This window comes from Pseudomonas sp. FW306-02-D09B (genome assembly GCF_058782685.1).
Map to the genome: position 1 here is coordinate 1 of NZ_JBYSXY010000008.1, position 13,669 is coordinate 13,669.

The window sequence follows — 13,669 nt, forward strand, 5'->3', positions numbered from 1 at the left end:
CGAAAGCGGTGTGCCAGGCGACATCAATATCGATTGAAAGTCCGCCTTCGCGAGCAAGCGAACGTCGCCCGGCCCTTCCCACACTGGTCGGTGGTAGGTTCAGAGTCTGTCAGCAATCGCCTTTCCAACATCCTGAGTCGAGCCCTTCCCGCCCAGATCCGGCGTGATTGGCCCCTCGGCAATCACCCGCTCGATCGCCTGCAGAATCCCGTCATGCGCCGCGCGATAGCGCTCATCACCGTTACCGAGGAAATCGAGCATCAATGCCCCGGACCAGATCATCGCAATCGGGTTGGCGATGTTTTGCCCGTAGATATCCGGCGCCGAGCCATGCACCGGTTCGAACAGCGACGGAAAACGCCGTTCCGGGTCGAGATTCGCTGACGGCGCAATGCCGATGGTGCCAGCACACGCCGGCCCGAGGTCGGAGAGAATGTCGCCGAACAGGTTCGACGCCACCACCACATCAAAGCGGTCCGGTTGCAGCACGAAACGCGCGCACAGAATGTCGATGTGCTGTTTGTCCCAGGTGATCTCCGGGTACTGCGCGGCCATCAACGCGGTGCGCTCGTCCCAGTACGGCATGCTGATGGAAATCCCGTTGGACTTGGTCGCCGCCGTCAGGCGTTTGCGCGGCCGGGTCTGGGCCAGGTCGAAGGCGAACTTGAGAATCCGGTCGACGCCGCGTCGGGTGAACACCGACTCTTGCAGCACGAATTCATGCTCGGTGCCTTCGAACATCTTGCCGCCGACCGAGGAATATTCACCCTCGGTGTTTTCACGAATCACCACGAAATCGATGTCCCCCGGTTTACGTCCGGCCAATGGGCACGGCACGCCGGGGAACAACCGCACCGGGCGGATATTCACGTACTGGTCGAAATCCCGACGAAACTTCAGCAGCGAACCCCACAGGGAAATGTGATCCGGCACCTTGTCCGGCCAACCCACGGCGCCGAAGTAGATCGCGTCAAAACCCTTGAGCTGTTCGAACCAGTCGTCGGGCATCATCTGCCCGTGCTCCAGGTAGTAATCGCAGTGCGCCCAGTCGAGCACCTCGATGCTCAACTCCAGCTGCCATTTCTTCGCCGCCTGCTCCAGGACTCGCAGCCCTTCGGGCAGGACTTCCTTGCCGATGCCATCGCCGGCAATCGCGGCGATTCTGAATGTCTTGCTCATCAATCGTGGCTCCCCGTGTCTGTGAGTTACAGCCCGCCGATGTGGAAGGCTTTGACTTCAAGGTATTCATCCAGGCCGTACTTGCTGCCTTCACGGCCGAGGCCCGACTGCTTGATGCCGCCGAACGGCGCGACTTCCATGGAAATGATCCCGGTGTTGAGACCGACCATGCCGAACTCCAGCGCTTCGCCGAAACGCCACGAGCGGCGCAGGTCCTGAGTGAAATAGTAGGCGCCCAGTCCATAAGGCGTGGCATTGGCCAGCGCGAGTGCTTCGGCCTCCTCGGTAAAGCGCATTAACGGCGCCACCGGGCCGAAGGTTTCTTCGTTGGCCAGCAGCATGCCGGCGTGGGCATCGCCGAGTACCGTTGGCTGGACAAATTGACTGTCGCCCTCGGGAATACCGCCGCAGAGCAAGCGCGCGCCCTGGCTCAGGGCATCGTCGATATGCCGGGCGACTTTGCTCACCGCCGCCGGATTGATCAGCGGGCCGATAGTGACGTCGGCGTCGAGGCCGTTACCAACCTTGAGCTTGCCCACCTCCTCCACCAGCCGCTGGGCGAAGCGCTCGTAGATGCCGTCCTGCACCAGGATGCGGTTGGCGCATACGCAGGTCTGCCCTGCGTTGCGAAACTTGCTGAGCATGATGCCCGCCACCGCCTGCTCCAGGTCAGCATCGTCGAACACAATGAACGGGGCATTGCCGCCCAGCTCCAGACTCAAGCGCTTGATGTGCTCGGCGCTCTGGCGCATCAGCAAGCGGCCGACCGCTGTCGAGCCGGTGAAGGAAATCTTCCGTACGCTCGGGTTGCCGGTCAGCTCTTCGCCGATGCCGGCGGGCATTCCGGTCAGCACGTTGAACACCCCGGCCGGGATGCCGACGCGCTCGGCCAGTACTGCCAGGGCCAGTGCCGACAATGGCGTCAGATCCGAGGGTTTGACGATGATCGGACAACCCGCCGCCAAGGCCGGCGCGCACTTGCGGGTGATCATCGCGTTGGGGAAGTTCCACGGGGTGATGGCGGCGCAGACCCCCACCGGTTGCTTGAGGGTCAGCAGTCGGCGGTCGCCGCTGGGGGCCGGTATGGTTTCGCCGTAAACCCGGCGGGCCTCTTCGGCAAACCATTTGACGAAACCGGCGCCGTAGCGAATTTCGCCTTTAGCTTCGTTGAGCGGTTTGCCCTGCTCGCAAGTCATGATCAACGCGAGGTCATCGAGGTTGTCGATCATCGCCTGATACCAGCGCTCCAGCAGCGCCGCACGCTCGGCCGCCGGGCGGGCGCGCCAGGCTGGCCAGGCTTTTTCGGCGGCGTCGATTGCGCGGCGGGTTTCCGTGCCTTGCATCGCCGGTACACGGGCGAGGAACTGGCCGTTGGCCGGGTCGATGACGTCCAGCGTCGCGGCGTTGTCGGCGCCGATCCACTGCCCGTCGATGTAGGCGAGTTCTGCCAAAAGGCTTGGGTCTTTCAAACGATTCTTGAGCATGGTCGAGGTCCTGATTCGAGACACTTGCCAGTCTAGGGAGGTGCCTCGGAAGAGGATGCTGAAAGCGCCTTGAGGGCAGCGTCGGATGCTGAAAATCGCGGTGGGACGGCAGGCTCTACCGAGGAGATTCATGGCCTTTCAGACCAACACAAAACCCTGTGGGAGCGGGCTTGCTCGCGAAGGCGTCCGTCCAGGCGATATTGATGGTGCCTGACACACCGCTTTCGCGAGCAAGCCCGCTCCCACATTTGATCTCCATTTGCCCGCAAGACCTGATTACTGCTTCAGGGAACCGAGCAACCCCTCGAGAAACCGCTCCCCGGCCTCCATCTGGCTGATCTCGATAAACTCGTCCGGCTTGTGCGCCTGTTCGATCGAGCCCGGTCCGCAGACCACCACCGGCACATCCAGGCGCTGCTTGAACAACCCCCCTTCGGTGCCGAACGAGACTTTGGCGGTGCCGGTATCCGGCGCAGCGAAGTTCTTTAGAAAGCGCACCGCCTCGACGCTCGGATGCGTCTCCAATCCTGGATAGACGTTAAGGGTTTCGATCTCGATGTCCGCCACGCTGGAGAGCTTTTTGGCCTCGCGCACGATCACTTCTGCACGCTCTTGCATCTGCGCCAGGAACTGATCCAGATCGTCTGCCGGCAGGTTGCGCACTTCAAAGTCGAGGGTGCAGAGGTTCGGCACGATGTTCAGCGCCTTGCCGCCGACAATCTGCCCGACATGCACCGTGCTGTAAGGCACGTCGTAGTCCGCATCCTGAGCGCCCTGCTCTTGCAATTGTTGTTGGCTTTGACGCAGTGCCGCGATGAAATCGCAGGCCACATGAATCGCGTTGACCGAGCGCGGTGCCAGCGATGAGTGCGCCTCCAGGCCCCGACAGTACGTGCGATAAGACCCCTTGCCCTTGTGCCCGAGCACAAACTGCATGTTGGTCGGCTCACCAATCAGGCACAGGAATGGCCGCACTGGTGCCAGGTGCAACACGTCGAGCAAACGCCGCACGCCGACGCAGCCGGTCTCTTCGTCATGGGACAGCGCCAGTTGCAGCGGTCGGCTCAACGAATGGTCGGCGGCGTCGAGCATGGCGTCGATGGCCAACGCGATAAAGCCCTTCATGTCGCAGCTGCCGCGACCGTAAATCCGCCCCTCCTGCACCGTCGCCTGAAACGCCGGAACGGTCCAGGCCTGGCCCGCTGCAGGAACCACGTCGGTGTGCCCGGACAGCAGAATCCCCGGCATCTCCTTAGGGCCGGTGCTGGCGAACAGATTGGCCTTCTTGCCTGTTTCATCCTTGACGATCAGCGACTCGATGCCCTTGCTCAGCAGCAGGTCGCGCACGTACTCGATCAAGGCCATATTCGACTCCGAAGACACGGTATCGAAGGCCATCAGCCGTTTGAGAATATCCAGTACACGGGGTTTCATGAGGCCTTGCTCCGTTGCTCGGCTGAAAGGGCGAACCGGCGAATGGAGAACGGCTCAATCGACGTGCGGGTGCTGCCGGTGCTGATCAGTTCGGCCATCACGTCGCCGACGCCCGGGCCAAGCTGAAAGCCGTGACCGCAGAAGCCGAACGCGTAGAACAACCCGTCGACCGTGCCGCTGCGGCCCATCACCGGCAAGGAATCGGGCATGTAACCTTCGATGCCGCTCCAGACGCGGATGATGTTCAGGTTGCCGACACCCGGCAGCAGGCGACGCATCTGCTGGATCTGGTTGAGGATGCTGCGCGGCTCGACCTGAGCCCGACGGTTCAGCATGTCCGGCTTGCTGCGGTAGCCACCGCCGATGACGATGTTGCCGCGCGGGATCTGCCGGAAGTAAATCACTTCCTCGGGAATCTTGGTGTACACGCCGATCACCGTTGGCAAGGCATACGGCACCGGCTCGGTCACGGCCATTTGCGGGCCGTGAGTGTCCAGCGGCACCGGTTCGCCGAACTGCGCCGACAGCTTCTGGCCCCAGGCACCGGCGGTAATCAGCAACTGTTCGGCGCTGAACTGGCGACCATCGGTGGTGGTGACGGTGAACTCACCGCCAACCTTTTGCACTTCGGCGACTTCGGTCTGCTCTTCGATCCGTGCACCAAGGCGCCGTGCGGCGCGGGCAAACGCCGGGGCTGCCAGACGCGGGTTGGCGTGGCCGTCGTGAGGTGCATAGGAGCCACCCTTCACATCCGGCCCAAGAAACGGAAAACGCTTGTGCAGTTCGGCGCCGCGATAGATTTTCAGGTCCAGTTGCGCCGCCTCGGGAGCGGCGGCGTAGGCCTCCAGTTCGGCGATTTCGTCTTCGCGGTAGCACACGCGCATGTGCCCGCTGGCGATGAATTCAAGGTCGTCGTCGATCAACTCCGGCAGGCGTTTCCACAACGCCCAGGAACGGTTGGCCAATTCCAGTTGCCCGAGGAATCGCCCCTGGCGCCGGACGTTGCCGAAGTTCACGCCGCTGGCGTACTGACCGATCTGGTCGCGCTCCAGCAAGATCACCGACTGCCCGCGCTGGCGCAGGAAAAACGCCGTCGCCGAGCCCATCAGGCCACCCCCGACAATCACCACATCGGCTTTCTGTAGCGTCATGGCGACACCTCCTCGGTGAGCATCGAAAGCGGTTTGACCGGCGCCTGACCACGCTGGCGGCCGACCAGTTGCACATTGACGCCGGCCGCAGCGGCAATCACCTCGGCTCCCGCCTGGGAGCAATAACGGCCCTGGCAGCGGCCCATGCCGACCCGGCTGAACGCCTTGGCCCGATTGACTTCACAGGCGCCCTTTTCGCTGACGGTGCGACGCAATTCGCCGGCGCTGATCATCTCGCAGCGACAGACAATGGCCGAGTCGGGCAAGGCCTTGGCTTGTTCGGCAGGCCAGGGAAACGCCTGGGCCAGGCCGAGACGAAACTGGTCCATCAGCGCCAGGGCGCGGCGTTGTTCGTCGCGTAACCCGGCGTCCACCGGCTGGTGCAGATCCTCCAGCAGCGCCATGGCCACCAGGCGCCCGGCGTGCTCGGCAGCATCCGCGCCACGAATTTTCGAGCCATCGCCGGCGGCATACACGCCATTTACCGACGTCCGGCCTTCTTCATCGGTGGCCAGCCACCATTGACTGGACGCTTCATCGAAGCGCAGACGGCAACCGGCCAGATCCGCCAGTTGGGTTTCCGGGCGCAGGTGATAACCCAGCGCCACGGCATCGCACTCCACCGTCAACGTCTTGCCTTCGGCGGTCCGCACCCGCACACCACTGACACCGCGCTGGGCATCGCCCAGCACTTGCAACGGAGAAATCCCCAGGTGCACCGGGATCTTCGCCCGGTACAGCTGCGCCAACAGTTTCATCCCGGTGAACAGCACTCCGGGGCGCGCCAGCAGTTTCGGCAAGGCGCCGATGCGCTTGCTCAGCGGCGAAGTGTCGAGCACCGCCGCCACGTTGGCACCAGCCTTGAGGTATTGACTGGCGACCAGGTACAGCAACGGCCCGCTGCCCATGAACACCACGCGATGACCAATCGACACCGCCTGGGATTTGAGCGCGATCTGCGCGCCGCCGAGGCTGTAGGTGCCCGCCAGTTGCCAGCCTTCGATCGGCATCAAGCGGTCGGTGGCGCCGGTGCAGAGGATCAGCGCGTCGTAATCAACCGTCGAGTGTTTGCCCTGGCTGACGCAGCACAGTTGCCCCGGTGTAAGGTTCCACACCAGCGTGTCCGGGCGGTAGTCGATCAACCCGCGCAAGCGGTCGAAGCTTTGGTGCAAGTCTTTGGCCTTGGCCGCTTCGGTACCGTACAGCGTCGCGTAATCGCGGGTAAATCCTTCTGGTTGGCGACGGTAGATCTGCCCGCCATCGCGCCGATTTTCATCGATCAGGATCGGCTTGCAGCCCGCCGCCAGCAAGGTTTCGGCGCAGCGAATGCCGGCCGGCCCGGCGCCGACGATCACCACTCGATGAGTGCTCAGCCGTGCAGTGGCCATATCGCCTCCGGTTGTGTGGTGATGATATCCAGCCCTTCACGGACTTCGTTGGAACAGGCACGCAGCCGTTCGCCGCTGCGGGTCCAGACCCAGCAATCCTGACAGGCGCCCATCAGGCAGAAACCGGCCCGCCGGCCCGAATCGAACTCCGACTGACGCAACGCCGAACCCTGGGTCAGCAACGCGACCATCAGCGTGTCGCCCTGCAACGCCTCGATGGGTGTGCCGTCCACCGTCAATTTGACGGTCGGCCGGCCCTGCTCGGCCAGCCTCACAAAACGCCCCTTCATGCATAGGCTCCCTGAATCATGCTGTTCAAATCCTGCTGGGTTTTCAGCAGCTCGGCACTGTCGTGGTGACAAAGGATTTCACTGCTGCCGACAAGCGTCCGGCGGTTTGGCGCGGTGCGATTGCACAAACCGTCGACCCGTACCGGGCAGCGATTGAGGAACGTGCACAGCTCCGGCACGTTGGCTTTGGCACCGATCGGCGGCAGCGTGCCGCAGGTGGTGCCGCAGTTCTCCAGCCAGCCCTGACGCAGTTCCGGCACCGAATGAATCAACAGGTCGGTGTACGGATGGAAAGGCGCCTGGGCAAACGACTGCCGACTGCCCTCCTGAACCTTGTAGCCGCTGTACATCACCACGATGTCGTCGCACAGCGCGCGCACGGTGGAGATGTCGTGGCTGATGAACAGATACGACACCCCCAGCTCCTGACGCAGGTCGCGCAGCAGTTCAAGAATCGCCGCACCGACTACCGTATCCAGCGCCGAGGTCACTTCGTCGCAGAGGATCAGGTCCGGCTTGGCCGCCAGTGCGCGAGCCAGGTTGACCCGTTGCTTTTGCCCGCCGGAGAGTTCATTCGGCCGACGCTCGGCCAGGCTCCGCGGCAAGCGCACCAGGTCCAGCAATTCGCCGATACGCTCGCGCAAGGCGGCACCCTTGAGGCCGAAATACATTTTCAGCGGCCGGCTCAGAATGGTGCTGATGCTGTGCATCGGATTGAGCGCGGTGTCGGCGTTCTGGAAGACCATTTGAATGCGCCGGAATTGTTCATCGGTACGCTCGGACAGGCTGCCGCCCAGTGGCTGACCATCAAAGGTCAGGCCACCCAACGCCGGCGTCAGCAACCCGGCCACCACCCGCGCCAGGGTCGACTTGCCGGAACCCGATTCACCGATCACGCCGATGGCCTGGCCCCTGCGTACCGTCAGGTCGATGTCTTCCAGCACGCGGATCGACGGCATGCCTTGGGTGTTTTTGTTGCCGTAGCCGGCGGTCAAACCTTTGATGGTCAGCAGTGGCTGATCTTCGGCCACACCACAGGGCGGGCGGATCGTCGTATCCGGGCGCGCCGCCGCCAGCAGGCTACGGGTGTATTCATGGGCCGGGCCTTTGAGCAAGGGTGCGGTGGCGCTCTGTTCGAAGATCTGGCCGCCATTGAGCACCACAATCTGATCGGCCATTTGCGCCACCACGGCCAGGTCGTGGGACACGTAGACCGCCGTCGCCCCACGCTCACGTACCACCCGCTTGAAAGCGCGCAGCACGTCGATTTGAGTGGTCACATCGAGCGCGGTGGTCGGCTCGTCGAGCACCACCAGCAACGGATCGCTGATCAGCGCCATGGCCGCCATCACCCGCTGCAATTGCCCGCCGGACACTTGGTGCGGGTAGCGTTGGCCGATGTGTTCAGGGTCCGGCAGGGCCAGGTCGCGGAACAGCTCGATGGCTTTGGCTTCGAGCACGGTCCGGTTGCCCAGGCCATGAATCAACGCGCCCTCCACCACTTGGTCGATGAGTTTTTTCGCCGGGTTGAACGCCGCCGCAGCGCTTTGCGCGATATACGACACACGGTTCCCGCGCAGGCCTTGCAGTTCGCGTTCGCTCAACGCCAGCATGTCGTGTTCGCCGACCTGCACCACGCCGCCGGCCAACCGGCAACCGCGCCGGGCGTAACCGAGCAGCGCCAGGGCGATGGTGGTCTTGCCGGAGCCCGACTCACCGATCAGCGCCAGCACTTCGCCTTTTTCCAGGGAGAAGCTCACGCCCTTGACGATTTCTACTTCGCCGCGTTCGCCACAGGCGACCACGCGCAGGTCCTGGACCCGAATCAATTCACTCATCTCAATGCCCCCCCGTACGTCGACTACGTCGGGACGACAGTCTGTCGATAAACAGATTCACGCCAATGGTCAGGGTGCCGATGGCCAGCGCCGGAATCACGATGGCCGGCGCGCCCTGATTGAGGCCGCCAATGTTCTCGCGCACCAGCGACCCGAGGTCGGCATCCGGCGGTTGCACGCCCAGGCCGAGGAAACTCATGCCGCTGAGCAACAACACAATGAAACCGAAACGCAGCCCCAGGTCAGTCAGCACCGGGTTGAGCATGTTCGGCAGGATTTCCACGCAGGCGATATACAGCCGGCGTTCACCACGGGTTCGGGCCACTTGCACGTACTCCAGCGCTTCGATGTTCACCGCCATGCTGCGAGCAATGCGGAACGCGCCGGGGGTGAAACTCAGCACCGCAGTGCAGATCAGCAACGTCACCGAAGAACCGAAGGCCGAGACCATGATCAGCGCCAGCATCTTGCTCGGGATCGAAATGAACGCGTCCATCAAGCGGCTGATGATTTCATCCAGCCATTTCGGCGAGACCACCGACAACAGTGCGCAGCTGGTGCCCAGACCGCTGGCCAGCACGGCGGCAACCAGCGCCAGGCCAACCGTGAATCGAGCACCGACGAGGATTCGGCTGAGCATGTCGCGGCCCAGGTAATCAGTGCCGAAGGGGTACGCTGCACTCAGGCTGTCGAAGACATTATCAGAGACCACTTCACCGACCGGGTGCGGTGCCAGCCACGGGCCGAAGACCGCCACCAGCAACCAGATAAAACACATCGCAGCCCCGACCAGACCCAGCCAGGATGGCCCGTTTGACACCTTGCCAACCGACAGGTCGGGGGTCACAGGCATCGATTTCACAATGAGCTTGTTCATTGGTTTCTCAGCCTTGGATTGGAAAGAATCGCGCACAGGTCGGCAATCAGCACCAACCCCAGGTACGCCGTGCAAAACAGCATGGTGCAGGCCTGGACCAGCGCCATGTCACGGTTGGTCACCGCATCGACCATCAGGCTGGCGATGCCGGGATAGTTGAAGATCGTCTCGACGATCACCACCCCGCCCAGCAGGTAGGACAGACTCAAGGCGATGGCATTGGCAATCGGCCCGATGGCATTGGGCAAGGCATGGCGCAGGACGATCCGCACCGGGCTCACGCCTTTGAGCCGGGCCATTTCCACATAAGGGCTGTCGAGTTGATCGATCACCGCCGCCCGGGTCATGCGCGCCATTTGCGCAACGATCACGCAGCAGAGCGTCATCACCGGCAAGGCGTACGTGCGTAGAAATTGCAACGGTGAGGTGATGTCGCTGGCATAGGACAGCGCCGACAACCAGCCCAGGTTCACCGCAAAAATCAGCACCGCCAGCGTTGCCACCAAAAACTCCGGTACGGCGACCATCGCCAGGGTGACAAAGCTGAGAAAGCTGTCGATGCGCCCGCCCCGGCCCATGGCCGAACCGATGCCCAGAATCAGCGCCACCGGCACTGACACCAGCGCCGTGGCGGCCGCCAGCATCAGCGTGTTGGGCACCCGACCGGCCATCAAGTCGCTGACCGGCATAGCGTTGGAGACCGACAGGCCCATGTCGCCGCTGAGCAGGCTCATCAACCAGTGCAAGTAACGCAACACACCGGGCTGATCGAGCCCCAGTTTCAGCCGCAGTGCCGCCACCTGTTCCGGCGTGGCGAACTGCCCGAGGGCCTGTTGTGCCGCGTCCCCCGGCAGTACCGCCGTGATGGCGAAAACCACCATGGACACGATCAACAAGGTCACGATCGCGGCGCCCATACGCCGGCCGATCAACCACAGTGTGTTGCTATTCATCGCCCTGTTCTCCTGCAATGTTGCTACGGCACAAACCTCATCGGCGCATCAAGCGTCCAGCCAGACCTGCTCGGCGAACATGTAGCCCATGAAGCCGCCCAACGGGTTGCTGCCATAGCCTTTGACGCGCTGGTCGACGCCGTCGATGTTGCTGATGAACACCGGGATGCCGATACCGCAGTGGTCATGCGCCAGGGTCTGCATGTCCGCGTACATCTTGCTGCGCTTGGCGTCGTCGGTTTCCGCGCGGGCGAGCATCAGCAACTGGTCGAACTGGTCGTTCTTCCAGCCCGATTCGTTCCACGGCGCGCTCGACTGGAAGAACTGCGAAAACATCACGTCGGCGTTCGGCCGCGGGTTGATGTTGCCGAAGCTCAACGGGTGCTTCATCCAGTGGTTGGACCAGTAGCCGTCGCTGGGCAGGCGGTTGACGTCGAGCTTGAGCCCGGCCTGTTTCGCCGATTGCTGCAGCAGCACGGCGATGTCCACCGAACCGGTCGCCGCAGGTGATGCCACCAGCGGCATGTTGATGCTGTCCATGCCGGCCTTCTTCAGCAGGAACTTGGCTTTCTCCGGGTCGTAGACGGTCTGCGGCAGGTCAGCGTTGTAGTAGCGCGAACCGGGGGCAATCGGATGGTCGTTACCGACCACCGCAAAACCACGGAACACTGCGGATTTGATCTGCTCGCGGTCCATCAGGTACTTCATGGCCTGGGTGAATTCCGCGCTTTTGCCGGGCATCTGATCCTGACGGATGATCAAGTCAGTGTAGTTGCCCGAGGGTGCATCGACGACGCGGTGACCGGCGCTGGCCTTGATTCGCGTGGTGGAGCGCGGGTTGACCTCGTTGATCATGTGCACGTCGCCCGACAGCAGCGCGTTGACCCGCGATGGCTCGTCGGCAATGGCGATGAACTCGATCTCGTCCAGGTAAGGCAGGCCCGGTTTCCAGTAGCCGGTATTGCGCGCAGCAATCGAACGCACGCCCGGTTTGAATTCCTTGACCTTGAACGGCCCGGTACCGATGCCCTGGTTGAAGTCGGTGGTGCCTTCGGGAACGATCAGCAGGTGCGACACGGCCAGGATCGACGGCAGTTCGGCGTTCGGCGCGCTCAGGCGGATCTGTACTTCATTGGGGCCAGTGGCCTTGATCTCGGCGAACTGCTCCATCAGCGGCATGACCTTGGAACCGGTCAGCGGATCCTTGTGTCGCGACAGCGAGAACACCACGTCGGCGGCGCTCAGGGTTTTGCCGTTGTGGAAGGTCACGTCCTTGCGCAGGGTGATGGTCCACAGCGTGGCATCAGTGTTGTCGATGCGCTCGGCCAGCTCCAGTTGCGGCACCAGATGGCTGTCGAAACGGGTCAAGCCGTTGTAGAACATATAGTGGCGCACGTAGTCGGTGGACAGCGCACCCTTGGCCGGGTCCAGGGTATCGGCGGTGGAGCTGGACATGCCGGCGACGCGAATCCGTCCGCCCGGCTTGCCTTTGCCGGGGCTTGCGGCTTCGTCGGCGAACAGTTTGCCAGCGGCGCCGAACAGGCTGCCGGCGCCCGCTGCAGCCACCCCGGCGACACCGAGCAATTGCAACGCGTTGCGGCGCGACATGCCGCGATTGAGGCCTTCGAAGACTCTCAGGCTTTCCTGGCCGGAGATCAGTTTGGAGTCGATCTTGTTATCAGTCATATCTGTTGTACCTGTCGATAAAGAGAAGGCTCGAGTGTTCCGGTTGACCGGAACGTCCTGGAAACGCAAACGACGGTAAAGCCACAACATCAACTCAATGCAAATAGTCCTGGAACCGGTAATAAGCGCCCACCAGCGGCAGGAACCACGGTTTGCCGAAATGCCCGGGAATCGCCGGCCAGTCGAGTTCGCGCCAGGGATTGGCCTCGACCTTGCCGGCCATCACGTCGGCCATCACCTGGCCCATGTGCACCGACATCTGCACCCCATGGCCGCTGTAGCCCATGGAGTGATAAACCCCGCCGTGCTGGCCGGCACGGGGCAACCGATCGGAGGTCATGTCCACCAGCCCGCCCCAGCAGTAATCGATCTTCACCTTGGCCAGCGCCGGGAACATCTGCACCATCGCCGCCCGCAGCACCTTGCCGCTCTTGGCGTCGGAGACGCTGTCGGACATGGCAAACCGCGCACGGCCGCCAAACAGCAGACGGTTGTCCGGGGTCAGGCGGAAGTAGTTACCGATCATCCGGCTGGTGACATAGGCTCGCCGACCAGGCAGCAACTGGTCGATCAGGCTCTGCGGAAGGACCTCGGTGGCGATCACGAAACTGCCCACCGGTACGATCCGCCGCCGATACCAGCCCAACCCGCCGTGCTGACAGGCGCCGGTCGCCAGCAGCACCTGCCCGGCGTGCAGCGAACCCTTGGCGGTGTTGACCTGATAGCCGCCGGCCTGGGCTTTCCAGTCCGTCACCGGCGTGTCTTGATAGATCAACGCACCGTGCCGTGCCGCCGCTTCGGCCAGACCGACGCCGAAGCGCCCGACATGCATCTGCACACCGTTACGCTGCAGCAATCCTCCGTGGAACTGGGCCGAGTCGACTTCAGCGCGGATCTGTTCGGCGGTCAGCAACTCGACATCGGCATCGACCTCCCGGCGAATCAATTCGCAAGTCCGTGCCAGGCCCTCGTAGTGCATCGGCTTGGCGGCCAGCTTGAGCTTGCCGTTACGCTTGAGGTCGCAGGCGATCTGCTCCTGCTCCACCAGCGAAACCACGCTGTGCACGGCACTCTCGTAAGCCTTGTAATAGGCCCGCGCCTTGTCCGCGCCGAGGCTGGCGCTCAGGCCGGCGTAATCCTGTGCCACGCCGGTATTGCACTGACCGCCGTTGCGACCCGAGGCTTCGCCGATCACCCTGCCGGCTTCCAGCACCACCACACTGGCGCCCTTCAAGGCCAGCGCCCGAGCCGCCGCCAGGCCGGTGAAACCACCCCCGACGATGGCCACGTCGACCTGCCCGGGCAACGCGCCGGTCTGAGCACCGGTGAACGCCGGTGCAGTGTCGAGCCAGTAGGATTCACTGCCCATGTCTAACCCGCCTCTACCAA

General features: G+C 63.1%; 11 protein-coding genes. All 11 read right to left on the minus strand.

From position 1 onward, the window contains the following. Positions 1 to 99: 99 nt before the first annotated feature. The 11 genes from AC3WK5_RS14875 to AC3WK5_RS14925 all read right to left on the minus strand — a co-directional run bounded on the left by AC3WK5_RS14875 (position 100) and on the right by AC3WK5_RS14925 (position 13,649). On the minus strand, positions 100 to 1,179 hold the full coding sequence (locus AC3WK5_RS14875; RefSeq protein ID WP_054597935.1) for a tartrate dehydrogenase: 1,080 nt from the start codon (positions 1,177 to 1,179) through the stop codon (positions 100 to 102). A 26-nt stretch (positions 1,180 to 1,205) separates the two neighbouring features. Then, on the minus strand, positions 1,206 to 2,663 hold the full coding sequence (locus AC3WK5_RS14880) for an NAD-dependent succinate-semialdehyde dehydrogenase (RefSeq protein WP_103317311.1): 1,458 nt from the start codon (positions 2,661 to 2,663) through the stop codon (positions 1,206 to 1,208). A gap of 276 nt (positions 2,664 to 2,939) precedes the next feature. Continuing rightward, positions 2,940 to 4,097: an acetylornithine deacetylase gene (gene argE / locus AC3WK5_RS14885; RefSeq protein ID WP_103317315.1), complete on the minus strand. Its 1,158-nt coding sequence runs from the start codon at positions 4,095 to 4,097 to the stop codon at positions 2,940 to 2,942. After that, entirely contained in the window at positions 4,094 to 5,248 is a 1,155-nt protein-coding gene (locus tag AC3WK5_RS14890; protein WP_103317317.1) for an NAD(P)/FAD-dependent oxidoreductase, read from the minus strand. Before AC3WK5_RS14890 ends, argE begins: the two co-directional genes overlap by 4 nt. After that, positions 5,245 to 6,636 (minus strand): FAD/NAD(P)-dependent oxidoreductase, encoded by a 1,392-nt coding sequence (locus AC3WK5_RS14895; RefSeq protein WP_054597939.1) that lies wholly within the window; start codon positions 6,634 to 6,636, stop codon positions 5,245 to 5,247. The genes AC3WK5_RS14890 and AC3WK5_RS14895 overlap by 4 nt, the downstream gene beginning before the upstream one ends. Next, positions 6,618 to 6,926, minus strand: coding sequence for a (2Fe-2S)-binding protein (locus tag AC3WK5_RS14900; protein ID WP_054597940.1), 309 nt, complete (start codon positions 6,924 to 6,926; stop codon positions 6,618 to 6,620). The genes AC3WK5_RS14895 and AC3WK5_RS14900 overlap by 19 nt, the downstream gene beginning before the upstream one ends. Then, complete coding sequence (locus AC3WK5_RS14905; RefSeq protein WP_103317319.1) at positions 6,923 to 8,764, minus strand: ABC transporter ATP-binding protein; 1,842 nt, start codon at positions 8,762 to 8,764, stop codon at positions 6,923 to 6,925. Before AC3WK5_RS14905 ends, AC3WK5_RS14900 begins: the two co-directional genes overlap by 4 nt. A 1-nt stretch (position 8,765) precedes the next feature. Further along, complete coding sequence (locus AC3WK5_RS14910) at positions 8,766 to 9,641, minus strand: ABC transporter permease (protein ID WP_054597942.1); 876 nt, start codon at positions 9,639 to 9,641, stop codon at positions 8,766 to 8,768. Continuing rightward, on the minus strand, positions 9,638 to 10,594 hold the full coding sequence (locus AC3WK5_RS14915; protein WP_054597943.1) for an ABC transporter permease: 957 nt from the start codon (positions 10,592 to 10,594) through the stop codon (positions 9,638 to 9,640). The genes AC3WK5_RS14910 and AC3WK5_RS14915 overlap by 4 nt, the downstream gene beginning before the upstream one ends. 48 nt (positions 10,595 to 10,642) lie before the next feature. After that, complete coding sequence (locus tag AC3WK5_RS14920; protein WP_054597944.1) at positions 10,643 to 12,280, minus strand: ABC transporter substrate-binding protein; 1,638 nt, start codon at positions 12,278 to 12,280, stop codon at positions 10,643 to 10,645. 94 nt (positions 12,281 to 12,374) lie between these two features. Next, positions 12,375 to 13,649 carry an NAD(P)/FAD-dependent oxidoreductase gene (locus AC3WK5_RS14925; RefSeq protein WP_103317321.1) on the minus strand — a complete coding sequence of 425 codons (1,275 nt, stop codon included), beginning with the start codon at positions 13,647 to 13,649 and terminating at the stop codon, positions 12,375 to 12,377. Positions 13,650 to 13,669: the final 20 nt, after the last annotated feature.

Excerpts from the sequence above, each read along its gene's own strand:
- AC3WK5_RS14875 (WP_054597935.1), bottom strand. The coding sequence starts at position 1,179 with ATGAGCAAGACATTCAGAATCGCCGCGATTGCCGGCGATGGCATCGGC.
- AC3WK5_RS14880 (WP_103317311.1), bottom strand. The coding sequence starts at position 2,663 with ATGCTCAAGAATCGTTTGAAAGACCCAAGCCTTTTGGCAGAACTCGCC.
- argE (WP_103317315.1), bottom strand. The coding sequence starts at position 4,097 with ATGAAACCCCGTGTACTGGATATTCTCAAACGGCTGATGGCCTTCGAT.
- AC3WK5_RS14890 (WP_103317317.1), bottom strand. The coding sequence starts at position 5,248 with ATGACGCTACAGAAAGCCGATGTGGTGATTGTCGGGGGTGGCCTGATG.
- AC3WK5_RS14895 (WP_054597939.1), bottom strand. The coding sequence starts at position 6,636 with ATGGCCACTGCACGGCTGAGCACTCATCGAGTGGTGATCGTCGGCGCC.
- AC3WK5_RS14900 (WP_054597940.1), bottom strand. The coding sequence starts at position 6,926 with ATGAAGGGGCGTTTTGTGAGGCTGGCCGAGCAGGGCCGGCCGACCGTC.
- AC3WK5_RS14905 (WP_103317319.1), bottom strand. The coding sequence starts at position 8,764 with ATGAGTGAATTGATTCGGGTCCAGGACCTGCGCGTGGTCGCCTGTGGC.
- AC3WK5_RS14910 (WP_054597942.1), bottom strand. The coding sequence starts at position 9,641 with ATGAACAAGCTCATTGTGAAATCGATGCCTGTGACCCCCGACCTGTCG.
- AC3WK5_RS14915 (WP_054597943.1), bottom strand. The coding sequence starts at position 10,594 with ATGAATAGCAACACACTGTGGTTGATCGGCCGGCGTATGGGCGCCGCG.
- AC3WK5_RS14920 (WP_054597944.1), bottom strand. The coding sequence starts at position 12,280 with ATGACTGATAACAAGATCGACTCCAAACTGATCTCCGGCCAGGAAAGC.
- AC3WK5_RS14925 (WP_103317321.1), bottom strand. The coding sequence starts at position 13,649 with ATGGGCAGTGAATCCTACTGGCTCGACACTGCACCGGCGTTCACCGGT.